We start from the raw sequence: 21,713 nt of genomic DNA on the forward strand, positions 1-21,713 counted from the left end.
AGTCAGTTAAAACGCGTCGCCGGTTTTGCGGTTGCTTCGCAACCGAACGGGGATAAATCCCCTCGCCACAGGTAAGCCCCATTGCCACAGGGAGGCTGATCAGCAGGGTCAGACAGCGGCAGGGCGCAAGGAGTAGGTTTTCAGCTGGTCGGCGAAGTCGCGCAGGGATTGAATTCCGCTGGCTTCTGCTTCGTGAACCCAATCCTTGATGGCGGCCAGCATGTCGTGACCATTTGAGCTGGTCTTGACCCAGATCTGCTGCAAGGCCAGGCGTTTCTCGTAAATTACCTTCAGCGCCTGGCTGTGCTCGAGCATGGTCTGGATGCGAACGTGGTGTTTTTCGTCCAGCAGGCTGGTTTCCCGGGAAAGCAGGCGCTTGGCCCGGTGAAACTGGTGACGGACCGAGTGATCGACTTTTTCCAGCTCTTGCTGGACCAGCGGCGCGATCACCAATTTGCGGTACTGGGCCATGATCTGGAAACGGTTGTTGAGGATCGCCATGGCAGTGTCCATGTCCAGGCTGCCTTTGCCTTCGACGCGGTGGGCGATCGGCGCAACCCGCTGGACCTTGGCCAGACGGAAGAAACTGAAGACCTGGATCCAGGCCCAACCAAGGTCGAACTCCCACTTCTTCACCGACAATTTTGCCGAGTTCGGGTAGGTGTGATGGTTGTTATGCAGTTCTTCACCGCCGATCAGGATGCCCCAAGGCACCAGATTGGTTGCCGCGTCGCGGCATTCGAAGTTGCGGTAACCGATGGCATGGCCCAGGCCATTGACCACGCCGGCGGCCCACACCGGGATCCACATCATCTGGATGGCCCAGATGGTGATGCCGATGGTGCCGAACAGCAGCAGGTCGATGACAGCCATGATCGCCACACCCAGCAGCGGGTAGCGGCTGTAGAGGTTGCGTTCGATCCAGTCTTCGGGGCAGTTCTTGCCGTAGATGCGCAGGGTCTCCGGGTTTTCCGCTTCGGCGCGGTACAGCTCGGCACCTTTGCGCAGAACGGTGGACAGGCCCTTGATGACCGGGCTGTGCGGGTCATCGACGGTTTCGCATTTGGCGTGATGCTTGCGGTGGATAGCGGTCCACTCGCGGGTGTTCTGCGCCGTGGTCAACCACAGCCAGAAGCGGAAGAAATGTTTCAAGCCGGCATTGAGCTCAAGCGAGCGATGGGCTGAATAACGATGCAGATAGACCGTGACGCCGATAATCGTGACGTGGGTCATCAGCAGGGTGACTGCCACCAGTGACCAGGGCGACAAGCCGAGAAAACCTTCGTACCACATAGGCTATAGGGCCCTCGAAAAAGAAAAAAACAGCCGTTGCATTATCACTAAGCCCACAGATAAAACCAGTCGCCCTTTCAGATAAGAGTGCCCGGATGTTTCTTTAACCTATAATCCCAACCATTTTGTAGGGACATGGACGGCCGAATGTCTGCCACCTATCGCGATGCCTTGCGTGCAGCGCTGCTTTACCTGTTGCTTTCTGCAGTCTGGCTGCAGTTTAGCGGCTACTTATTGAACAGGTTCTTCGATAACTCCTCTGAGTTACTGCGATGGCAACTGATCAACGGTTACGTCTGGGTCACGTTTAGTGCCGGGTTGATCTTCATCGCCCGAGCACGATTGTTCCGGTGTCTGGGGATTGGCGCCAAGCTGCGCGAGCGCAGTGAAGATCGGGAGCGCTTGCGTCAGGCGGCCGCGGTGTTCGATTGCACCCGTGAAGGCGTGCTGGTCACTGACAATAAAGGGCTGATCGTCCATGTAAACCGTGCGTTCATGGAAATTACCGGCTACCAGCGCGAGGAAGTGCTCGGGCAGCGGCCGAGCCTGTTCAAGTCCGGTCATCATCCCCCGGCGTTCTATCAGTCGATGTTCGCCACGCTGGACAGTACCGGCGAGTGGAGCGGGGAAATCTGGAACCGGCGCAAAAGTGGCGAGATCTACCCGCAGTGGCAGACCATCCGGATCATTCACGATGATCAGAGGCAGGTCAGCCAATACGTTGCAGTGTTTTCCGACATCAGCGCGATCAAGAACTCGGAGAATGAACTCAAGCACCTGGCCCACCACGATCCGCTGACCACGCTGCCAAACCGTCTGCTATTCACCGACCGCGCCGAACAGGCCCTGGCGTCGGCGCAACTCCACAAACGCGGCTGCGCGTTGCTGCTGGTCGATTTGGATCACTTCAAGATGATCAACGACAGCCTCGGGCACACGATCGGTGATCAACTGCTCAAAGCCGTGGCCGGACGGTTGAAAGCCATGTTTGGCCCAGGTATCACGTTGGCCCGTCTGGGCGGTGACGAATTTGCGGTGCTCGCTGAAAGCTGTCCGCAACTGGTGCACGCCGGGGCGCTGGCCCAGCGGATCATCGATGGCCTGCGCGAGCCCCTGCATATCGAGGGGCATCGGCTTTTTATTAACGCCAGTATCGGCATCAGCCTGTTTCCCAGCGATGCCTTGAGCGCCGAGCAGTTGTTGCGCAACGCCGATTCGGCACTGTTCAAGGCCAAGAGCGCCGGCCGCGACGGCTACGCCCTGTACACCGAAGAATTGACTGCGCATGCCCAGCAACGGGTAGAGATCGGATTCGAGCTGCGCCGCGCTCTGGAAAAGCAGGAATTGCGGGTTCATTACCAACCTGTGCATGACCTCAAGACCAGCCGACTGATCGGCGTTGAGGCGCTGGTGCGTTGGGAGCATCCGCAGCGCGGTTTGGTATCGCCGGCAGAGTTCATCCCCATCGCCGAGCGCACCGGGCTGATTGCCGAGATCGATGCCTGGGTCATGCGCCAGGCCTGCCAGCAGATGTGCCAGTGGCAAGCCGTCGGCGTGGCGTTGTCATTCGTCGCGGTGAATGTTTCATCGCGGTTGTTCGCCCGTCGCGAGCTGTATCAACAGGTGGCTCAGGTGCTGCACGAAACCGGCCTGGATCCGGCGTATCTGGAGCTGGAAGTCACTGAAAGCGCGGTGATGGAAGACCCTGAGGTGGCGCTGGAGCAGATGCATCGTCTGCGCGAGTTGGGTGTGCGGCTGGCCATCGATGATTTCGGCACAGGCTATTCGTCGTTGCTGCGGCTCAAGCGTCTGCCGGTGCAGAAGCTCAAGATCGATCAGGGTTTTGTCGCAGGCTTGCCGTGGGACGAGGATGACGCGGCGATCGTGCGAGTGATTATCGCGCTGGCGCAAAGCATGGGGATGCAAGTGCATGCCGAAGGGATCGAGCAGGTCGACCAGGCGCGTTTCCTGCTCGAACAGGACTGCGATCTGGGGCAGGGCTACTGGTTTGGTCGACCAGTTCCGGCCGTGCTGCTGGATTGGGTACACGCTCCGGTGATTGAGCGACAGTGACCTTCGTTTATGTATTGGTAACTGAAATGTTCAGTGATGTGTCGGGGCGGCTATGCCTCCCGGATTTGCAACATAATGCGCCTCACAAATGGATGGTGATGTTGAGCTCAGCTTCAAAGCTGGCCAACGGTGAAAATAAAACGATTGTTGAGGCTTGCTGCCGAAAATGACTGATAACGACCTGATTCTGTACCTGACTGACGACGGTCTTTCGCAATTCGTATTGCGCGAATTGGGTGGTCAGGTATGGCTTACACAGCTTGAAATGGCTGAGCTTTACCAGAGCTCGAAGCAAAATATCGGCAAGCATATTAAAGGTGTTCTCGCCGACGGGGAGCTGGCTGAAGTGGCAGTTGTAAACCAGAAGTTTACAACTGCCGCCGACGGCAAGGAGTACCTGACCCAGCTTTACGCTCTCCCCATGATAATCGCAGTGGGTTATCGAGTGCGTTCGACGCGAGGGACACAATTCCGGCAGTGGGCAACACGAACCCTGGGTGAGTTCATGCTCAAGGGGTTTGTGATGGATGACGTGCGATTGAAGGATCCTCGGTGGGATTACTTCGATGAGCTTCTGGAGCGCATCCGCGACATCCGGTCCTCGGAGAAGCGGTTTTACCAGAAGGTTCGAGAGCTCTTTGTATTGGCTGAAGACTATCGGGCCAATGCCGAGGAAACAGGTCTGCTGTTTGCCGAAGTCCAGAACAAACTGTTTTTTGCCGTGACGGGGCATACCGCAGCCGAGCTGATTGTCAGTCGCTCGGATGCGGGTCAACCAAACATGAATTTGTTGAGTTTTAAAGGGGGGAGGGTCCGCAAAGCTGATGTAGTCATTGCCAAAAACTATTTGAATGGTGAAGAGCTGGATCACCTGAATCGGCTAGTCAGCATGTTTTTCGAGTTTGCTGAATTGAGGGTCAAACAAAAAAAGCATCTGACACTCGATGCGTGGCGCCAATATGTGGACAGTTTCATGGCATTCAATGAGCAGCCATTGTTGGAGTCATCCGGCAAAATCAGCCGAAGCCAAATGACGCAGATAGTTCATGAGCGCTATGGGCAATTCGATCAGGAGCGTAAAAGAGCCGAATCTGAAGCCTGTGATGCCGAAGAAATTGTAGAGTTGGAACGACTGGAAAAGCGTTTGCGTTCTACCGAAAGGAACGTTTAACGCCGTTATTGGCGCATTACCAGCCCCCCTGAAGTCCTGAGCAGATGCGGCACCAGATTTGGACCGCGCTCAGGCAATCTTTTGATGTACAAGCCATTAACCTCCCTGCCAAACCACGCTTCGTCAAATAATCACCTTTGGTTATATAAACATTCTTAAATAGTCTTTTTAAGAATATCTGCGCGTCTCTACTATTGCTCTCACGCCGCAAGCAGTGCCGCCACTGCCAGGCAACCTCTCAGTTGAAGGAGCAGCACCATGAGCGCATCCCTACGTAGTGTTGACGGTCAAGACGAAGCCACCATCTTGCGTGAGATCCAGAGCGCATTGCGCGATCTGCGTTTTGGCGCCGTGGAAATCACCGTGCATAACGCCCAGGTGGTGCAGATCGAACGTAAAGAGAAATTCCGTTTGCAGAACCCGAGCAACAAACCGAGCTAAAAACCGGCAACCCGATTCCAGCACACCATAAAAAAAAGCCAACACACCAAGAATTCCAGGAGCTTTCACCATGTCGTCGATTCGTCATTTCGCTTTGGCCGCCCTGGCCAGTGCCCTTTTTGCTGGTTCCGCGGTTGCCAAGGATTACGAGCTGCTTAACGTGTCGTATGACCCGACTCGCGAGCTGTACCAGGACTACAACGCCGAGTTCGTCAACTTCTGGAAGAAAGACCACGCTGGCGACAACGTGAAAATCCAGCAATCCCACGGTGGTTCGGGCAAGCAAGGCCGGGCGGTGATCGACGGTCTGCGCGCCGACGTGGTGACCCTGGCCCTGGCCGGTGACATCGACGAAATCGCCAAACTCGGCAAGACCCTGCCGGCCGACTGGCAGAAGCGTCTTCCCGAGGCGAGCACGCCTTACACCTCGACCATCGTGTTCCTGGTGCGCAAGGGCAACCCTAAAGGCATCAAGGACTGGGGCGATCTGGTCAAGAATGACGTGTCGGTGATCACGCCGAACCCGAAAACCTCCGGCGGTGCGCGCTGGAACTTCCTCGCGGCCTGGGCTTATGGCCTGAAAGCCAACGGCGGTGACGAAGCCAAGGCCAAGGAATACGTGCAGACCCTGTTCAAACACGTTCCGGTGCTGGATACAGGTGCTCGCGGTTCGACCATCACCTTCGTCAACAACGGTCAGGGCGACGTGTTGCTGGCCTGGGAAAACGAAGCCTTCCTGGCGCTGAAAGAAGATGGCGGCGCTGACAAGTTCGAAATCGTCGTGCCTTCGCTGTCGATTCTCGCAGAACCACCGGTGGCTGTGGTCGACAAGAACGCCGAGAAAAAGGGCAACGAGCAGATCGCCGAAGCGTACCTCAAGCACCTGTACAGCCCGGCCGGCCAGGAAATTGCGGCGAAAAACTTCTATCGTCCACGTGACAAGGATGTGGCCGCCAAGTACGCCAAACAGTTCCCGACACTGGACCTGGTGACCATCGACAAGGACTTCGGCGGCTGGAAATCCGCGCAGCCGAAATTCTTCAACGATGGAGGCGTGTTCGACCAGATCTACCAGGCGCAATAGTTTTAAATAGCCATCAACGAGCCCCGGATTTACATTCGGGGCTTTGCGCGTTCTCAACCAAGGACTTTTATGTCGCGTCGTATCTCCCCCGTCATACCCGGCTTCGGGCTGACGCTGGGCTACACCTTGGTGTACCTCAGCCTGATTGTGCTCATTCCACTGGCGGCGATGTTCGTGCATGCCGCTCAACTCACCTGGGATCAGTTCTGGGCGATTATCTCGGCACCACGGGTGCTGGCGGCGTTGAAGCTGAGCTTCGGCACCGCGCTCTATGCCGCGATCATCAACGGCATCATCGGCACGCTGCTGGCCTGGGTGCTGGTGCGCTACTCCTTCCCGGGTCGCAAGATCATCGACGCGATGATCGACCTACCGTTCGCATTGCCCACTGCCGTGGCCGGTATCGCGCTGACTGCGCTGTACGCGCCGAATGGTTGGGTGGGTCAATTTGCTGCGGACCTGGGTTTCAAGATCGCGTATACCCCCCTCGGCATCACGCTTGCCCTCACTTTTGTGACGCTTCCATTCGTAGTACGTACCGTACAGCCAGTACTGGCCGATATCCCCCGTGAAGTGGAAGAGGCGGCGGCTTGTCTGGGTGCCAAACCCTTGCAGGTTTTCCGCCATATTCTGGTGCCTGCGCTTCTGCCAGCGTGGTTGACCGGTTTCGCGTTGGCCTTTGCCCGCGGGGTCGGCGAGTACGGTTCGGTGATTTTCATCGCCGGCAACATGCCGATGAAAACAGAAATTCTGCCGCTGCTGATCATGGTCAAGCTTGACCAGTACGATTACACCGGCGCTACGTCCATTGGTGTACTGATGCTGGTGGTTTCCTTCGTCCTGTTGCTGCTGATCAACTTGCTGCAACGCCGTATTGAAACCCCATAAGGAGGCGCAGAAATGTCCCAATCATCTATTGCTGCTGCTTCCTCGAACGCTGCCCGCCGTGGCAGTGCCAATTCACGGCGGATCCTGATCGGTCTTGGCTGGCTGGTGTTTGCCCTTTTCCTGTTGCTGCCGCTAGTGATCGTGGTGTCCCAGGGTTTGAAGAATGGTCTGGGTTCGTTCTTCACCGCGATCCTTGAACCCGACGCGCTGTCGGCGCTGAAACTCACGGTCATCGCCGTGTTGATTTCGGTCCCGCTGAACCTCGTGTTCGGCGTCAGCGCCGCGTGGTGCGTGAGCAAGTACTCGTTCCGCGGTAAAAGCATTTTGGTGACTCTGATCGACTTGCCGTTCTCGGTCTCGCCGGTTATTGCCGGTCTGGTCTACGTGCTGATGTTCGGCGCCCAAGGTCTTTTCGGGCCGTGGCTGCAGGATCACGACATCCAGATCGTCTTCGCCTTGCCGGGCATCGTATTGGCGACGATCTTCGTCACCGTACCGTTCGTGGCGCGTGAGCTGATCCCGCTGATGCAGGAACAAGGCACCCAGGAAGAAGAGGCCGCGCGCTTGCTCGGGGCTAATGGCTGGCAGATGTTCTGGCACGTCACCGTTCCCAATATCAAATGGGGCCTGATCTACGGCGTGGTGTTGTGTACTGCGCGGGCGATGGGTGAATTCGGTGCGGTGTCGGTGGTTTCCGGGCACATTCGCGGGGTGACCAACACCTTGCCGCTGCACGTCGAGATCCTCTACAACGAATACAACCACGTGGCCGCGTTCGCGGTAGCGAGCCTGTTGCTGATCATGGCGCTCTTCATCCTGCTGCTTAAGCAGTGGAGCGAAAACCGTATTAACCGCCTGCGCACCAGCGCCGCGGAGGAATAATTCATGTCGATCGAAGTGCGTAACGTCAGCAAGAATTTCAATGCGTTCAAGGCGCTGGACAACATCAGCCTGGACATTCAAAGCGGCGAGCTCGTGGCGCTGCTCGGCCCGTCGGGTTGCGGCAAAACCACGCTGCTGCGGATCATCGCCGGCCTGGAAACCCCGGATAAGGGCAACATCGTGTTCCACGGTGAAGACGTTTCCGGACATGACGTGCGTGATCGCAACGTCGGTTTCGTGTTCCAGCACTACGCGCTGTTCCGCCACATGACCGTGTTCGACAACGTCGCGTTCGGTCTACGCATGAAGCCAAAAAACCAGCGCCCTAGCGAAAGCCAGATCGCGGTGAAGGTTCATGAACTGCTGAATATGGTGCAGCTGGACTGGCTGTCGGATCGCTACCCGGAGCAACTTTCCGGTGGTCAGCGGCAGCGCATCGCGTTGGCCCGTGCCCTGGCGGTTGAACCGAAAGTTCTGCTGCTCGACGAACCGTTCGGTGCACTCGACGCCAAGGTCCGCAAGGAGCTGCGTCGCTGGTTGGCGCGGCTGCACGAAGACATCAACCTGACCTCGGTATTCGTGACCCACGACCAGGAAGAGGCCATGGAAGTCGCCGACCGTATCGTGGTGATGAACAAAGGCGTGATCGAACAGATCGGCTCACCGGGCGATGTCTACGAAAACCCGGCCAGCGATTTCGTTTATCACTTCCTTGGTGATTCGAACCGTCTGCATTTGGGTGAAGACAACCACGTGCTGTTCCGCCCGCACGAAGTGTCGCTGTCGCGGCATGAGCTGGAAGACCATCACGCGGCGGAAGTGCGGGATATCCGTCCATTGGGCGCGACGACTCGAGTGACGTTGAAGGTCGAAGGCCAGAGCGAGTTGATCGAAGCTGAAGTGGTGAAGGATCACGACAGCCTGATCGGTTTGGCGAAGGGCGAGACGTTGTTCTTCAAACCCAAGGTCTGGCAGAAACTCGCCAACATCTAAGAGCAAAAGCTTCGCGAGCAAGCTTCGCTCCTACAGGGAATCTATGGCGTACATCGACCCCTGTAGGAGCGAGGCTTGCCCGCGAAGGCGTCTTATGCCGCAGCGCGATTCGGATTGATCCGCACTCCTCCAACCCGCGCCTCGATCTGCTCTTTAAGATCCCGCCGCATCCCCAGCCAAAACGCTAGTTCAACCACCACAAACAACGGCCCGACAATCAACCCCGTCACATCATCGACGAACGCCGGTTTGCGCCCTTCGTAATGATGACCGACAAACTGAATCGCCCAGCCCACCACAAACATCCCGATCCCGCTCGCCAGCCACACCAGCGTACTTTGCTGCGCAAGAACCTGGCCCGCCCAAACACACAGCCCCAGCAACACCGTCATCAACACCCCAAGCCGCACCTCCAGGCGCAGGTAAAACCACGCCGATGCCAGCGCGACCAGCACCGCCGGCGAAACCAAGCCTCCGGCCCATTGCGGCCGCGACAGCAGAACCGCCACCGCCACCACAATCAGCGGAATCCCGATAAAGTGGCTGGCAATATTGCGCGGGTCACGGTGGTAAGCGGCGTATTGACTGAGATGGTCAACGAGGCTTTTCATTGTTATTCCTCCTGTAGGGTGATTGATCATGCCTCGGGTTCACTTTTCGCTCTGTCAGGCAGGCGACAATCTCCAGGAGTTTTCATGGACATGCAGGTTTGGCGTGCGCGCCTGGAGTCGGGGCAGTGGTTCAGTCATTTACCTGTTCCCTTACAGAATAGTCTGCTGGCTGCGGCCCGGGTGCGGCGGTTGTCGACGGGGCAACTGCTGTTTAAACGCGGTGATCCGCCGTGCGGGTTGTACGCGGTGCTCGAAGGCTCGGTGCGCATCGGCGCGGTCAGCGAGCAGGGCAAGGAAGCGTTGTTGAGCCTCGTGGAATCGCCCCATTGGTTCGGCGAAATATGTCTGTTCGACGGCCAGCCACGCACCCACGATGCCTTTGGCGTGGGCCAGTGCACCCTGCTGCACATCCCGCAGGCTGCGCTGCTGGCGTTGCTCGATGAACAACCGGTGTACTGGCGGCAACTGGCGCTGCTGATGAGCCACAAGCTGCGCCTGACCTTCATCAGCCTCGAACAGCTGAGCCTGATGCCCGCCCCGGCACGGTTGGCTCATCGCTTGCTGATGATTGCCAAGGGTTACGGCGAATTCGATCCGCCGCGCCGGGTGCTGCAACTGCCCCAGGAACAATTGGCGTCGATGTTGTCGCTGTCGCGCCAGACCACCAACCAGATCCTCAAGGACTTGCAAGGGCAGGGCATTCTGAATTTGAAGTACGGCGAGATCGAGATTGTCGATGCCGAGCGGTTGCGGGCACTGGCGATTCTTTAAAACACAGCGTTAATGATGGGCTTTGTCCGCGAACGCGCCTAGCCTGTGACGACGACAATCGAGGTGTGCCATGCGTGTGCTGTTAGTAGAAGACGAACCGGAGATCGCCAAACGCCTGGCCAACGGCCTGAACGAGGCGAGTTATACGGTCGACGTGGCGCTTAATGGAATGGACGGCCGGCGCTTTATCGAGTCCGGCCATTACGAACTGATCATCCTCGACGTGATGCTGCCGGGGCTCAACGGCTGGCAGTTGCTGCAGCAGATTCGCAAGCTTGGGGACACGCCAGTGCTGTTGCTAACCACCAAGGACGGCATCGAAGATCGCCTGCGCGGGTTGGAGCTGCATGAGGATGATTACTTGCTCAAGCCGTTTGACATGAGTGATCTGGTGAAGCGGGTGCGCAAGTTGTTGCGGCGGGATCGGGGGCGGTAGTTTCTCTAAGCTGGTTAAAAAATGAGCTGGACATCTTCTTAAATCTGCACTAAATACAATGCACATCCACAGTTTGTGGAAAATTGCACGGTATACGATGCAGGTAAAGCAATGGAAAACCTTGGCGAACTCATCCGATCTTTACGCAAAGAGCGAAAGCTTTCTCAGGATGCACTGGCAAAACAGTACGGTATGAGCCGTTCCACAATTTCAGGTATCGAGAACAACACCATCTCGGAAATCGGTCTGCGCAAGGTTGAGGCGATCCTGAACGGCTTCGGATACGAGCTGACCGCCGTACCCCGTCAGTCGAAGCGTCCAACCCTGGATTCTCTGAAGAAGGTTAACTTCCATGAGTGAGCAGCAGGAAAAGGACAGGCTGCACATTAGTGTTTCCGGAGTGGCAGTCGGCACTCTCGGTCGTGGTCAGCCTCGCGGCGATTCGGTTTTTACCTACGCCGAAAACGCGCATGAGGAAAACGCAGTCTCGCTGACCATGCCGACTCGTCTTGAGAGTTACACGTGGGAGCAAGGTGTACCGCCCATTTTCGAAATGAACCTGCCAGAGGGTGCTCTGCGCGATGAATTGGTTCGTCGTTTCAGCAAAGCGGTCCGCGGGTTTGATGATTTCGCGATGCTGGCGATAGTCGGCCCGTACCAGCTTGGACGAGTGGGCATTGCGAACGCGCAAGAGGCGAGTGACCGTCCCCCTGAAACCAGCCTCGCGGATCTTCTGGTGCATGACGGCGCGCAAGGTTTGTTCGATGATCTGTTGCACACTTATGGCCAGTATTCGGGTGTTTCGGGTGTGCAGCCGAAAGTACTTGTCCGGGACAGTGCGACAACGGTCGACCGGCTGACCCATCGAGGCGCAACCCACCTGGTCAAATCCTTTCGTCCAGAGGAATACCCCGAACTCGCGGCCAACGAATATTTCTGCATGCGTGCCGCGTTGCATTGCGGACTTGAAGTGCCGACATTTGAACTCAGTGAACACGGCAAATTTCTGGTCGTCGAACGTTTCGATCTCAATGATCAAGGGTATTTGGGGTTTGAGGATTTTTGTGTCCTCAATGCCTGGCCGTCGAAGGCTAAATACGATGGCTCGTATGAAGGTGCTGCGAAGCAAATCAAAGAATTCGTTTCCCCGCCAATGCTCAACCAGGCGCTTGAATCTTTTTTCAAGATCGTCGCGCTCTCGTCCGGTGTGAAGAATGGCGACGCTCACCTCAAGAACTTCGGCGTGCTGTACGAACATTGCGCCAACGATGCACAGATCAGCCTTGCTCCGGCCTACGACATCGTCACGACATCGGTCTATATCAAGTCCGACAGCATGGCATTGCTGTTAGGTGGATCAAAGGCTTGGCCCAAGTACAAAATGTTGATGCGATTTGGTCGTTCGGCCTGCAACCTGACGGAAGGGCGCTGCAATGAGCTGCTGCAACAGGTTGCTCATGGGATGGATGTGGCGATGGGTGAGATGGCTCACTACATTCGGGCCAACAACGGTTTTGCCGAGGTTGGCAACGCGATGATAGAACAGTGGACATCAGGTGTTGCACGAAGTCTGGTCAAAAGCTGAGATCAATTGTGGGAGCGAGCCTGCTCGCGATGAGGCCGGAACATTCGGCACACCTTCAGGATCCTGTCACCGCAACCCATCCCGAAACTGCCCTGGCGTCATCCCGGTCCAGCGTTTGAACGCGCGGCTGAAGCTGCTCGTATCGGCGAATCCCAACAAATAGCTGATTTCGCTCAACGAGCATTGCGGATCACGCAGGTGCAGCAGCGCCAGGTTTTCGCGGCTTTCATTGAGCAGCGTGTCGAATCGACAGCCTTCGTCCGCCAGGTGCCGTTGCAGGCTGCGCAAGCTCAGGTGCAAGGCCTTGGCGATGTGTTCGGCGCTGGGTTCGCCTTCGGGCAACTGCTCCTCAATGGCATCGCGGACCTTGCGCTCCCAGGTCAGCGGTTTGAGTTGGGCAAGGGTGCGTTTGAGCACCGCTTCGTTGTGTTCGGCCAGTTCCGGGTTGGCATCGTCCAGGTGACTGTCGAAGTCCACGAGCGCAAATTCCAGTCGGTCTTCGTCGGCGGCGAAATACACCGGCGAACGAAAGACTTTGTGCCATTGATGCGGGTCCGCAGGTTCGGGGCGGCGCAGGTACACCGCCAGTGGTGCATAGTCGCGGCCCAGGCGATTGCGGCAGGTGCGCACATAAATCGCTGCGAACGCGTCGATAGCCTCCAGCGCCGGCGCGGGGTTGCCTGCGGGGATTTTGAGGCGGAAACGGTAGCGATCCTCGGCGCGGGTCAGCTCCAGTTCCAGCGCATCGCTGACCACCTGGTGATAACGCACGATGCGCTCGAACACTTCGCGCAGACTGCCGCTGGCCACCAGCGCATAGCCGAGCGCATGAAACGTGGTCGGGCTGACAAAGCGCGACACCCGCAGGCCGATCGCCGGGTCGCCGCTGACCTGCACCGCGATTTCCCACAGGCGCGTGGTGCCCGACAACGGGTAACGGGCGTTCGGGTCGTCCATCAATTGCGGGTCGAGCCCCGCCTGTTGGCACAGGGCGGTGCTGTCGAGGCCCAGCGCATCGAGTTGCTTGCGCAGGGCGCGGGTCCAGCTGGCGAGGGAGGTCGGTTCAGTCATGCTGATTGGCGCTTCCGGTCAACAGGTTGGCGTTCACGGCTACCGCGTTGTGAGGGTTCACAAGGCAGGATGCGAACATCAATAACCAGAGGATGGAAGCATGGACGGTACTTCTGCAAGTCCCCAGCGACTGAATGCAGCGCAACGATCAGCCCATATTCGCGAAGTGGTGCTGGCCAGAGGGGTTGAACTGCGCAAACGCTACCCGATTCTCAACCATCAAGACGCCTTGGGCGCGGGCATTCTGGCCTTCGCGTTGGCTGGAATGATCGGTTCGGCGGCGCTCTACATGACCGGGCACATGGCCTGGTGGGCGTGCCTGTTGCTCAATGCGTTTTTCGCCTCGTTGACCCACGAGCTGGAACACGACCTGATTCATAGCATGTACTTTCGCAAGCAGCGCGTGCCGCACAACCTGATGATGGGCCTGGTGTGGCTGGCGCGGCCGAGCACGATCAATCCGTGGATTCGCCGGCATCTGCACCTCAATCACCACAAGGTGTCCGGTACGGAAGCCGACATGGAAGAACGCGCGATCACCAATGGCGAGCCTTGGGGTTTTGCGCGGCTGCTGATGGTCGGCGATAACGTGATGTCGGCGTTCATTCGCATGCTGCGGGCCAAGACCTGGACTCATAAGATCAGCATCATCAAGCGCGCACTGAAGGTCTACGCGCCGCTGGCGCTGGTGCATTGGGGGGCGTGGTATGTGTTCCTCGGTTTCCATGCGGCGAATGGTGTCGCCTATCTGCTGGGTACACCGATCGAATGGTCGGCAACGACATTGGCGGTGATGCAGGTGATCGACATCGCGGCGGTGGTGATCATCGGCCCGAACGTGTTGCGTACGTTTTGCCTGCACTTTGTCAGCTCCAACATGCACTACTACGGAGATGTGGAGCCGGGCAATGTGATTCAGCAAACCCAAGTGCTGAACCCTTGGTGGATGTGGCCGATGCAGGCGTTCTGCTTCAACTTCGGCAGCAGTCACGGGATTCATCACTTTGTGGTGAAGGAACCGTTTTACATTCGCCAGATGACCGTGCCGGTGGCGCATGAAGTGATGCGCGAGATGGGCGTGCGGTTTAATGATTTCGGGACGTTTGGGCGGGCGAACCGGTTTGTGCGTGAGGATACAACAGAGGCGCAGGAGGTTCGTGCCGCTCAGGCTTGATCGATGCACTCGGAAACTCAAACGCTGGTCATCAATTTGACCCAAAGGGACGTTACGTTGTGAAGCAAGGAGTGATTGGCATATGCAATTTCGGCCTAATAAAGTAATTAAATATTCCTTTAATAGATAACCGTTTCAGCCAATCATCACATTCCAGCGAGGTTGATCAGCGCTAACAGATTTTGAGTTTCCGGGGCCGTCTCCTTGGCAGGGTGCGGTCCCTTTTTTTGTCCTCTGTTTTTCCTGGCGTTATAGGACTAATCGCTGATCTCTCTAGAGACCTGTTATTTCTGACAGTAGACAGGTTGAGGCGCGATTCTAAACTGATGATGTTGTCCTTGCGGGCAACCTTGGTGGGCCAGGAAACGTTTTCAGGGAGAAATCGTATGAACTATTTCGCCGGCCATTACACGATGGACAAGTCAGGGACTCATTTGGTGATAGAAGACGAGGACTCGATAGCGGGGTATTTAGATTTTGAGAATGTGCAAGGAGCGCCTGATTGTCCTCAGTCTCATCGAGACATCAGCGACGGGAAGGTCCGCTATCGGTGTGGGCGAAGCATTGAATTTGTGACGTTGGATGGTACCCGTCAGGTCAGGGAGTTGTGGTCACTCATGTTCGATACCAGGTGCATTTCGCTTGTCGGGAAATGCACACAGACCTTCGCGAACGGTAAAACCAAAACCCGGAGCGTGCTGTTCAAAAGAGACGAGCCAACTGGATAAGCGTGTTGCGTCCTCCTGATTCGGGGCCTTTCCTGGCGTATTAATCTGAGGATGATCAGCTTGAACTTCTGTTGCTTGAAACGGCTCATATATTCTTTTTGAGTCTTAATAAATAGCTTCTTATTCCTTAACGAATATAACTCTCCTCCCTATACTCGATCGGGAACAGACACGCAGCAGGAGAGTTCCCCCATGCGCAACGAATCAATTCGCTACCTGATTGTGCCGGGCTGGCAAGGATCGCCGGAAGATCATTGGCAAAGCCACTGGCAGAACAGCCTGCCGAACAGCGCGCGGGTGGAGCAGGCCGATTGGCTGACGCCCCGTCGTGAAGACTGGGTCGCGGCGCTGGCTGAAGCGATTGCCGCCGACAGCACGCCAGTGATCTTGATTGCGCACAGCCTGGGCTGCATTACGGTCGCCCATTGGGCCGCCACTGCACCGCTGCATTTTTTGCGTCAGGTTCGCGGGGCCTTGCTGGTCGCACCCGCGGACGTCGAGCGCCCGGCCTGCTCGCCGGCGCTGCGTAACTTCGCACCGATCCCGAGCCACTTGTTGCCCTTCCCAAGCCAGGTTGTCAGCTCCGACAACGATAGCGCCGTGAGTGCGCCGCGAGCCCTTGAGCTGGCCCGCAACTGGGGCGCCGAGGCGGGGATTCTGGCGGGTGCCGGACACATCAATGTGAAGTCCGGACACCAGCGCTGGGAGCAGGGTTTTGCCTATCTCTACCGCCTGCAAAACCGAATGGAACACCACGCCCTGCGACGTGCTTAAACCTTTTCTTTTTTGTTTTTGTTTTTTAAAACAACGCCCCCGTCTCCCGGCGGTTTGGGGCGGGAGTCTGCCATGAGTTTTGAAGCCTTTGGTCAGCCACTGCTGACCTTTCCCGACGCAGAAAAAAGCCCCCTCAGCATTCGCGCCAAGGCGCTGGTGTTTGTCGATCCACGCTCCCGTCAATTGCGCCAGGAGCTGGAGCAACTGGCGCCGCGTTCGATCTCGGTGTTAATCCGTGGCGAGACCGGCAGCGGCAAGGAATTGCTCGCGCGGCACATCCATCGTGCGAGTGATCGCGGCGGGTTGTTCGTCTCGGTCAATTGCGGTGCCATCAGCCCGACCTATGCCGACGCTGAACTCTTCGGTTATGCCGCCGGCAGTTACAGCGGTGCGGCCAGCAGCCGCGCGGGCTGGTTCGGTTCGGCCAACGGTGGAACGCTCTATCTGGATGAGATCGGCGACTTGCCGCTGCCGATCCAGATCAAATTGCTCGCCGCCCTGGAAAATCACGAAGTCACCCGCGTTGGCGCGCCTCAGCCGAGCCCGGTGGATGTGCGCCTCGTCGCCGCCACCAGCATCGATCTGGCGCAAGCGGTGGCGGCTGGAAAATTCCATGAACGGCTTTATCACTACCTCAGCGAAGGCCAGCTCGAACTGCCGGCGTTGCGCGAGCGGGTCGGCGATATTCTGTCGCTGTCCGAGTATTTCCTCGGTATCTACAGCCAGCGTCTCGACCTGCCGGTGCCGCTGATCAGCGAGGCAGCGCAGATGGTGCTGGAGCGGCACAGTTGGCCGGGCAACACCCGGGAGCTGGAAAACGTCATTCACTTCGCGCTGCTGGTCAGCACCGGGGACGAAATTTTGCCGGAGCATCTGAATCTGCCGGAAGTGCCTGTGTCGTGGGTGCAGATCGAGCAGCAACTTCAACGGATTATCGGAAGCGGTTCCGCCGCCGAGAAAGAAGCCTTGAAACAACTGCTCAAACAGACCGGGCTTTTGTAGGAGCGATGCTTGCTCGCGAAGCAGGCGATGCGGTGTGTCAGGAAAGACGCTTTCGCGAGCAAGCTTCGCTCCTACAGGTAAAGAACGCGGGCTAGAGCTGTATGAACAAAATGGAATATGAAAGTGAATAAAAGATATTGTTCGGGAATAAAAAATCCCGGTATTGTCCGCGTCACGCCAGCGATAGCACTTCACTGGCACTCGTACTAAACAAGCCGTCGTCGATGACGACCGTGATTTTCGATAAGGACACTGCATGAAAAAGGTTCTGTTGTTCACCGCACTGGCGGCTGCCCTGACTGCGGGCCTGGCACAGGCTGGCGAGAAACTGGTGGTTGCGGCGACCCCTGTTCCACACGCCGAGATTCTTGAACTGATCAAGCCAACCCTCGCCAAAGAAGGCGTGGACCTGGAAATCAAAGTGTTCACCGACTACGTTCAGCCAAACGTACAGGTTGACCAGAAGCGTCTGGACGCCAACTACTTCCAGACCCTGCCGTACCTGAAAAGCTTCAACGAAGGCAAAGGCACTAACCTGGTGACCGTGATCGGCGTTCACGTCGAACCGTTCGGCGGCTACTCGAAGAAAGTCAAATCCCTGGCTGAGCTCAAAGACGGCGCGACCATTGCCATCCCTAACGAAGGCAGCAACAGCGGCCGTGCCCTGATCCTGCTGCAGAAGGCTGGCCTGATCGAGTTGAAAGACCCGAAAAACGCTCTGGCCACCCCGAAAGACATCGCCAAGAACCCGCACAACTTCAAGTTCAAGGAGCTTGAGTCCGCGATGCTGCCGCGTGTTCTGGACCAGGTCGACCTGGACATGATCAACACCAACTACGCGCTGGAAGCGGGTCTGAACCCGGCTAAAGACGCGCTGGTGATCGAAGGTGCAGATTCGCCTTACGTGAACTTCCTGGTGGCTCGTCCGGACAACAAGGACAGCGTTGCCATCCAGAAACTGGCCAAAGCCTTGACCAGCCCGGAAGTGAAAGCATTCATCGAGAAGAAGTACAGCGGCGCGGTACTGCCGGCGTTCTGATGCGCGAGGTAAACCCCTTCAAGGTTTCGAGCGCCGACGGCTAGCAATAGCGTCGGCGTTTTTTTGCGTTCGAGAAACCTGTGGCGAGGGAGCTTTTGTGGCGAGGGGGCTTGCCCCCGTTGGGCTGCGAAGCAGCCCCCAATCCATTCCAAGAGGTGTGTCAGGCAAACCAGGTTGGCAGATTTTGGGGCTGCTTCGCAGCCCAACGGGGGCAAGCTCCCTCGCCACAGGTGAAACTGCGCGCCTCGGGGCTTTAGGCCACCCTGGCCTCCAGCGCCCGGCGCAACGCCACCAACAATTTCACGATTTCTTGCGGATCCAGCCGCTGTGGCACTTTCTCGTCAGCCATTTTTCTCTTCCTTGTGATGGTTCGGCCAGGGAGTCTGGCCAAAAGCTGTGCGTCCTTGGAGGGGCTTTTTGAAAAAAAGATCCCTCCTACAGCTGCAAGGAAAATAGTCGTCTTCCTTCGCCTGAGCAAATCCGGTGGATAGTTTCTTGCGTGATATCAATATGCTTTAACGGTATTTAAATTCTTCTTTTTATACCTTTAAAGTCGATGCCTGCCGGGCGGTTATCCACTGCCCATGGACTGCACCACCGTCGCTTACCCCCGCGACGTCCAGGATGGTCAATGAACTTCGATTACGCTTTCATCCTCAGCACCCTGCCGGCGTTTCTCAAAGCCGTGGGCGTGACGCTGCAGGTCGGCTTTATCGCCATCGGCACCTCGCTGCTGGTGGCCCTGATCAACGCAACGATTCTGGTGTTTCGCACGCCCTACCTGCAGCGGCTGGTCGGCCTCTATGTCGAACTGGCGCGCAACACGCCGCTGCTGATCCAGCTGTTCTTCGTGTACTTCGCCTTGCCGGCGCTGGGTATCAAGGTCTCGGGGTTTGCCGCGGCGATCATCACCATGACCTTTCTCGGCGGCGCTTACCTGACCGAAGTGCTGCGCGCCGGCGTCGATGCGGTGCCCCAGGCACAACTCGAATCCGGCCGCTCCATCGGCTTGTCCCACGGGCAATTGCTGCGCTACGTGATCCTGCCGCAAGCCGGGATCCTCAGCCTGCCGTCGCTGTTCGCCAATTTCATCTTCCTGCTCAAGGAGACCACCGTGGTCTCGGCGGTGGCGGTGCCGGAGATTCTCTACACCACCAAAAGCTACATCGCGCTCTATTACAAAACCTACGAAATGCTCGCCGTGCTGACGCTGATTTGCGTGCTGTTGTTCTTGCCGCTGTCGCTGCTGCTCAGCCGTCTGGAAAGGAGGCTCCAGCATGGCCAGTTCGGGTCTTGAATTGCTCTGGGTGTCGTTGCCGCAACTGGGCAAGGGTGCGGCGCAAACCCTGTCGATCTCTTTTCTGAGCATCGCCATCAGCACCGTTGGCGGCGTGCTTTATGGTGTGCTGCGCACACTGAGCATCAAATGGCTGAACGCGATCCTGCGGGTCTACCTGGAATTGTTCCGGGCGATTCCGGTGCTGGTGTGGCTGTACCTGCTGTTTTTTGGCCTGCCGATCTTTTTCGGCCTGAGCATTCCGAGCTTCTGGTGCGCGGTGCTGGTGCTGTCGCTGTGGGGCGCCAGCGAAGTCGGCGAAGTGGTGCGTGGCGCGTTGCATTCGTTGCCGCGCGGGCAGCGTGAGGCTGGGTTGTCGATTGGCTTGGATGGCCCGCAACTCTACGGCTACGTGCTGCTGCCCCAGGCGTTGAAACGCATGACGCCGCCGACCATCAACGTCTACACGCGAATCATCAAGACCAGCTCCCTCGCGGTGCTGATCGGCGTGGTGGACGTGATCAAGGTCGGCCAGCAAATCATCGAGCGCACCTACGAGTCCGTGCTGATCTACGGCGCGCTGTTCCTGTTTTTCTTTTTCATCTGCTACCCGCTGTCGGCCGCCTCGCGCGTGCTGGAGCGGCGCTGGACGCAAGCATGAGCGCATTGATCGAGTTCAAGGGTTTCAACAAGTTTTTCGGCGAGCAGCAAGTGCTAGACGGTATCGACCTGCAAGTGAAGTCAGGCGAAGTGATCGTCATCCTCGGCCCCAGCGGCTGTGGCAAGAGCACCTTGCTGCGCTGCCTCAACGGCCTGGAAGTGGCGCACAGCGGCAGCTTGAAATTCAACGGGCGCGAGTTGCTGAACAAGGGCACCGACTGGCGCGAAGTGCGGCAGCAGATCGGCATGGTGTTCCAGAGTTATCACCTGTTCCCGCACATGAGCGTGCTCGACAACTTGCTGCTCGGCCCGGTCAAAGTGCAGAAACGCGACCGCCGCGAAGCCCGGGATCAGGCCGAAGCCTTGTTGGCGCGCGTGGGCTTGCTGGACAAGCGCGACGCCTTCCCGCGTCAGCTCTCCGGTGGCCAGCAGCAACGCATAGCCATCGTCCGTTCGTTGTGCATGAACCCCAAAGTCATGCTCTTCGACGAAGTCACCGCCGCCCTTGACCCCGAAATGGTCAAGGAAGTGCTGGAAGTCATTCAAGGCCTGGCCCGCGAGGGCATGACCCTGCTGATCGTCACCCACGAAATGGCCTTTGCCCGCGCCGTGGCGGACCGAATTGTGTTCATGGATGCCGGGCGAATCCTCGAACAAAACCCACCCGAGATTTTCTTTACGAACCCGCAAACCGCACGAGCGCAGCAGTTCCTGGAGAAGTTCTCCTACGTCGCCGCACTACCCAAAACGACTCAAACAAAGGAACTGGAACCGCTATGAAAACTGCCAAGACTTCACTGCTGCTACTCCCGCTGCTCGGCCTCGCGTTGCTGGCCGGTTGCAACAAAACCGATGAACCCGCCAAGCCTGCGGCCACCGCCAGCTACCTGGAAAAAATCAAGGCGCGGGATAAGCTGATCGTCGGCGTCTTCACCGACAAACCGCCCTTCGGCTTCGTCAATGAGGCCGGGCGCTATGTGGGTTTCGATACCGACATCGGCCGTCAATTCGCCAAAGACCTGTTGGGCGACGAGAACAAAGTCGAGTTCGTCGCAGTGGAACCTGCCAGCCGGATTCCGTTCCTGCAAAGCGACAAGGTCGACCTGATCCTGGCCAACATGACCGTCACCCCGGAGCGCAAGGAAGCGGTGGAATTCACCAACCCGAACCTCAAGGTCGCGGTGCAGGCACTGGTTCCGCAAGCCAGCACGGTGAAAAACCTCGATGACCTGGCGACTCGCACCACCATCGTGACCACGGGCACCACGGCCGATATCTGGCTGACCAAGAATCACCCGGACTGGAAACTGCTGAAGTTCGAGAAAAACTCCGAGTCTCTGCAAGCGCTGGCCAATGGGCGCGGCGATGCTTATGCACAGGACAATCTGGTGCTGTTCAGCTGGGCCAAGCAAAACCCTGGCTACCGCGTGCTGACCCAGACACTGGGCGCAGAAGCACCGATTGCACCGGCGGTGAAGAAGGGCAATATCGAACTGCGTGATTGGGTGAATGCCGAGTTGGCGAAACTGGGTGAGGAGAAGTATTTGCTGAAGCTGTATGACCAATATGTGCGTAAAGAGCTGAGCGATGACACCAAGCCTGAGAGTGTGATTGTTGAGGGTGGGAAGTGGCAGGGGTGAGACTCTAACTTTTTCATCGATCTTTCGGTCCTCATCGCGGGCAAGCCCGCTCCCACAGGATTTGGGTCTGGACACAGAATATATGTCCACTGAAGATCATTGTGGGAGCGGGCTTGCCCGC

22 protein-coding genes are annotated in these 21,713 nt (G+C 57.5%); 19 read left to right on the forward strand and 3 right to left on the reverse strand.

The features are described from left to right. Positions 1 to 108: 108 nt before the first annotated feature. Complete coding sequence (desA, locus tag ACYZT6_RS28320) at positions 109 to 1,293, reverse strand: delta-9 fatty acid desaturase DesA (RefSeq protein ID WP_462029514.1); 1,185 nt, start codon at positions 1,291 to 1,293, stop codon at positions 109 to 111. A 147-nt stretch (positions 1,294 to 1,440) separates the two neighbouring features. Here desA and dibA point away from each other — a divergent pair, with 147 nt between their 5' ends. The 7 genes from dibA (at position 1,441) to ACYZT6_RS28355 (ending at position 8,825) form a co-directional block, all read left to right on the forward strand. Next, complete coding sequence (gene dibA / locus ACYZT6_RS28325) at positions 1,441 to 3,366, forward strand: phosphodiesterase DibA (protein ID WP_462029515.1); 1,926 nt, start codon at positions 1,441 to 1,443, stop codon at positions 3,364 to 3,366. A gap of 166 nt (positions 3,367 to 3,532) precedes the next feature. Next, positions 3,533 to 4,537 carry a RhuM family protein gene (gene rhuM / locus ACYZT6_RS28330; RefSeq protein ID WP_462029516.1) on the forward strand — a complete coding sequence of 335 codons (1,005 nt, stop codon included), beginning with the start codon at positions 3,533 to 3,535 and terminating at the stop codon, positions 4,535 to 4,537. A gap of 258 nt (positions 4,538 to 4,795) precedes the next feature. Next, positions 4,796 to 4,978 carry a sulfur starvation response protein OscA gene (oscA, locus tag ACYZT6_RS28335; protein ID WP_007945260.1) on the forward strand — a complete coding sequence of 61 codons (183 nt, stop codon included), beginning with the start codon at positions 4,796 to 4,798 and terminating at the stop codon, positions 4,976 to 4,978. Positions 4,979 to 5,048: 70 nt separating this feature from the next. Beyond that, positions 5,049 to 6,062, forward strand: a complete 1,014-nt coding sequence (locus ACYZT6_RS28340) for a sulfate ABC transporter substrate-binding protein (RefSeq protein WP_462029517.1) — start codon at positions 5,049 to 5,051, stop codon at positions 6,060 to 6,062. Positions 6,063 to 6,131: 69 nt separating this feature from the next. Next, positions 6,132 to 6,950, forward strand: a complete 819-nt coding sequence (cysT, locus tag ACYZT6_RS28345; protein WP_131060524.1) for a sulfate ABC transporter permease subunit CysT — start codon at positions 6,132 to 6,134, stop codon at positions 6,948 to 6,950. A 12-nt stretch (positions 6,951 to 6,962) separates the two neighbouring features. After that, positions 6,963 to 7,832, forward strand: a complete 870-nt coding sequence (gene cysW / locus ACYZT6_RS28350) for a sulfate ABC transporter permease subunit CysW (protein WP_462029518.1) — start codon at positions 6,963 to 6,965, stop codon at positions 7,830 to 7,832. Positions 7,833 to 7,835: 3 nt separating this feature from the next. Beyond that, a complete protein-coding gene (locus ACYZT6_RS28355) occupies positions 7,836 to 8,825 on the forward strand; it encodes a sulfate/molybdate ABC transporter ATP-binding protein (protein WP_131060526.1) in 990 nt (329 codons plus the stop codon). A gap of 92 nt (positions 8,826 to 8,917) precedes the next feature. On the opposite strand, the gene ACYZT6_RS28360 is transcribed toward ACYZT6_RS28355, so the two are convergent. Then, positions 8,918 to 9,436 (reverse strand): Mpo1 family 2-hydroxy fatty acid dioxygenase, encoded by a 519-nt coding sequence (locus ACYZT6_RS28360; RefSeq protein WP_462029519.1) that lies wholly within the window; start codon positions 9,434 to 9,436, stop codon positions 8,918 to 8,920. 84 nt (positions 9,437 to 9,520) lie between these two features. On the opposite strand from ACYZT6_RS28360, the gene ACYZT6_RS28365 reads away from it, so the two are divergent. From ACYZT6_RS28365 to ACYZT6_RS28380, 4 genes are all read left to right on the forward strand, one after another. Continuing rightward, on the forward strand, positions 9,521 to 10,207 hold the full coding sequence (locus ACYZT6_RS28365; protein ID WP_462029520.1) for a Crp/Fnr family transcriptional regulator: 687 nt from the start codon (positions 9,521 to 9,523) through the stop codon (positions 10,205 to 10,207). Positions 10,208 to 10,277: 70 nt separating this feature from the next. Further along, on the forward strand, positions 10,278 to 10,643 hold the full coding sequence (locus ACYZT6_RS28370; RefSeq protein WP_462029521.1) for a response regulator: 366 nt from the start codon (positions 10,278 to 10,280) through the stop codon (positions 10,641 to 10,643). A 111-nt stretch (positions 10,644 to 10,754) separates the two neighbouring features. Further along, complete coding sequence (locus ACYZT6_RS28375) at positions 10,755 to 11,003, forward strand: helix-turn-helix domain-containing protein (RefSeq protein WP_462029522.1); 249 nt, start codon at positions 10,755 to 10,757, stop codon at positions 11,001 to 11,003. After that, positions 10,996 to 12,228 (forward strand): type II toxin-antitoxin system HipA family toxin, encoded by a 1,233-nt coding sequence (locus ACYZT6_RS28380; protein ID WP_462029523.1) that lies wholly within the window; start codon positions 10,996 to 10,998, stop codon positions 12,226 to 12,228. Before ACYZT6_RS28375 ends, ACYZT6_RS28380 begins: the two co-directional genes overlap by 8 nt. A 66-nt stretch (positions 12,229 to 12,294) precedes the next feature. On the opposite strand, the gene ACYZT6_RS28385 is transcribed toward ACYZT6_RS28380, so the two are convergent. Beyond that, on the reverse strand, positions 12,295 to 13,299 hold the full coding sequence (locus ACYZT6_RS28385) for an AraC family transcriptional regulator (RefSeq protein WP_462029524.1): 1,005 nt from the start codon (positions 13,297 to 13,299) through the stop codon (positions 12,295 to 12,297). 100 nt (positions 13,300 to 13,399) lie between these two features. Here ACYZT6_RS28385 and ACYZT6_RS28390 point away from each other — a divergent pair, with 100 nt between their 5' ends. The 8 genes from ACYZT6_RS28390 (at position 13,400) to ACYZT6_RS28425 (ending at position 21,592) form a co-directional block, all read left to right on the forward strand. After that, on the forward strand, positions 13,400 to 14,473 hold the full coding sequence (locus ACYZT6_RS28390) for a fatty acid desaturase (RefSeq protein ID WP_462029525.1): 1,074 nt from the start codon (positions 13,400 to 13,402) through the stop codon (positions 14,471 to 14,473). Between the two features lie 920 nt (positions 14,474 to 15,393). Further along, entirely contained in the window at positions 15,394 to 15,975 is a 582-nt protein-coding gene (locus ACYZT6_RS28395) for an alpha/beta hydrolase (protein ID WP_462029526.1), read from the forward strand. Positions 15,976 to 16,047: 72 nt separating this feature from the next. Further along, entirely contained in the window at positions 16,048 to 16,977 is a 930-nt protein-coding gene (locus ACYZT6_RS28400) for a sigma 54-interacting transcriptional regulator (RefSeq protein ID WP_462029527.1), read from the forward strand. Positions 16,978 to 17,233: 256 nt separating this feature from the next. Continuing rightward, positions 17,234 to 18,016, forward strand: a complete 783-nt coding sequence (locus tag ACYZT6_RS28405; protein WP_064675356.1) for a MetQ/NlpA family ABC transporter substrate-binding protein — start codon at positions 17,234 to 17,236, stop codon at positions 18,014 to 18,016. A gap of 631 nt (positions 18,017 to 18,647) precedes the next feature. Next, a complete protein-coding gene (locus tag ACYZT6_RS28410; protein WP_008148239.1) occupies positions 18,648 to 19,313 on the forward strand; it encodes an amino acid ABC transporter permease in 666 nt (221 codons plus the stop codon). Next, positions 19,294 to 19,953 (forward strand): amino acid ABC transporter permease, encoded by a 660-nt coding sequence (locus ACYZT6_RS28415; protein WP_462029528.1) that lies wholly within the window; start codon positions 19,294 to 19,296, stop codon positions 19,951 to 19,953. The genes ACYZT6_RS28410 and ACYZT6_RS28415 overlap by 20 nt, the downstream gene beginning before the upstream one ends. After that, complete coding sequence (locus ACYZT6_RS28420) at positions 19,950 to 20,732, forward strand: amino acid ABC transporter ATP-binding protein (RefSeq protein ID WP_462029529.1); 783 nt, start codon at positions 19,950 to 19,952, stop codon at positions 20,730 to 20,732. Before ACYZT6_RS28415 ends, ACYZT6_RS28420 begins: the two co-directional genes overlap by 4 nt. Then, entirely contained in the window at positions 20,729 to 21,592 is an 864-nt protein-coding gene (locus ACYZT6_RS28425) for a transporter substrate-binding domain-containing protein (protein ID WP_461978424.1), read from the forward strand. Before ACYZT6_RS28420 ends, ACYZT6_RS28425 begins: the two co-directional genes overlap by 4 nt. Positions 21,593 to 21,713: the final 121 nt, after the last annotated feature.

This window comes from Pseudomonas sp. RT6P73 (genome assembly GCF_054897715.1).

Coding starts and splice junctions, on each gene's coding strand:
- ACYZT6_RS28405 (WP_064675356.1), top strand. CDS start 17,234: ATGAAAAAGGTTCTGTTGTTCACCGCACTGGCGGCTGCCCTGACTGCG.
- desA (WP_462029514.1), bottom strand. CDS start 1,293: ATGTGGTACGAAGGTTTTCTCGGCTTGTCGCCCTGGTCACTGGTGGCA.
- ACYZT6_RS28380 (WP_462029523.1), top strand. CDS start 10,996: ATGAGTGAGCAGCAGGAAAAGGACAGGCTGCACATTAGTGTTTCCGGA.
- ACYZT6_RS28375 (WP_462029522.1), top strand. CDS start 10,755: ATGGAAAACCTTGGCGAACTCATCCGATCTTTACGCAAAGAGCGAAAG.
- ACYZT6_RS28410 (WP_008148239.1), top strand. CDS start 18,648: ATGAACTTCGATTACGCTTTCATCCTCAGCACCCTGCCGGCGTTTCTC.
- ACYZT6_RS28400 (WP_462029527.1), top strand. CDS start 16,048: ATGAGTTTTGAAGCCTTTGGTCAGCCACTGCTGACCTTTCCCGACGCA.
- cysW (WP_462029518.1), top strand. CDS start 6,963: ATGTCCCAATCATCTATTGCTGCTGCTTCCTCGAACGCTGCCCGCCGT.
- ACYZT6_RS28370 (WP_462029521.1), top strand. CDS start 10,278: ATGCGTGTGCTGTTAGTAGAAGACGAACCGGAGATCGCCAAACGCCTG.
- ACYZT6_RS28365 (WP_462029520.1), top strand. CDS start 9,521: ATGGACATGCAGGTTTGGCGTGCGCGCCTGGAGTCGGGGCAGTGGTTC.
- ACYZT6_RS28415 (WP_462029528.1), top strand. CDS start 19,294: ATGGCCAGTTCGGGTCTTGAATTGCTCTGGGTGTCGTTGCCGCAACTG.
- ACYZT6_RS28395 (WP_462029526.1), top strand. CDS start 15,394: ATGCGCAACGAATCAATTCGCTACCTGATTGTGCCGGGCTGGCAAGGA.
- rhuM (WP_462029516.1), top strand. CDS start 3,533: ATGACTGATAACGACCTGATTCTGTACCTGACTGACGACGGTCTTTCG.
- ACYZT6_RS28390 (WP_462029525.1), top strand. CDS start 13,400: ATGGACGGTACTTCTGCAAGTCCCCAGCGACTGAATGCAGCGCAACGA.
- dibA (WP_462029515.1), top strand. CDS start 1,441: ATGTCTGCCACCTATCGCGATGCCTTGCGTGCAGCGCTGCTTTACCTG.
- ACYZT6_RS28425 (WP_461978424.1), top strand. CDS start 20,729: ATGAAAACTGCCAAGACTTCACTGCTGCTACTCCCGCTGCTCGGCCTC.
- ACYZT6_RS28420 (WP_462029529.1), top strand. CDS start 19,950: ATGAGCGCATTGATCGAGTTCAAGGGTTTCAACAAGTTTTTCGGCGAG.
- ACYZT6_RS28340 (WP_462029517.1), top strand. CDS start 5,049: ATGTCGTCGATTCGTCATTTCGCTTTGGCCGCCCTGGCCAGTGCCCTT.
- ACYZT6_RS28360 (WP_462029519.1), bottom strand. CDS start 9,436: ATGAAAAGCCTCGTTGACCATCTCAGTCAATACGCCGCTTACCACCGT.
- cysT (WP_131060524.1), top strand. CDS start 6,132: ATGTCGCGTCGTATCTCCCCCGTCATACCCGGCTTCGGGCTGACGCTG.
- ACYZT6_RS28385 (WP_462029524.1), bottom strand. CDS start 13,299: ATGACTGAACCGACCTCCCTCGCCAGCTGGACCCGCGCCCTGCGCAAG.
- ACYZT6_RS28355 (WP_131060526.1), top strand. CDS start 7,836: ATGTCGATCGAAGTGCGTAACGTCAGCAAGAATTTCAATGCGTTCAAG.
- oscA (WP_007945260.1), top strand. CDS start 4,796: ATGAGCGCATCCCTACGTAGTGTTGACGGTCAAGACGAAGCCACCATC.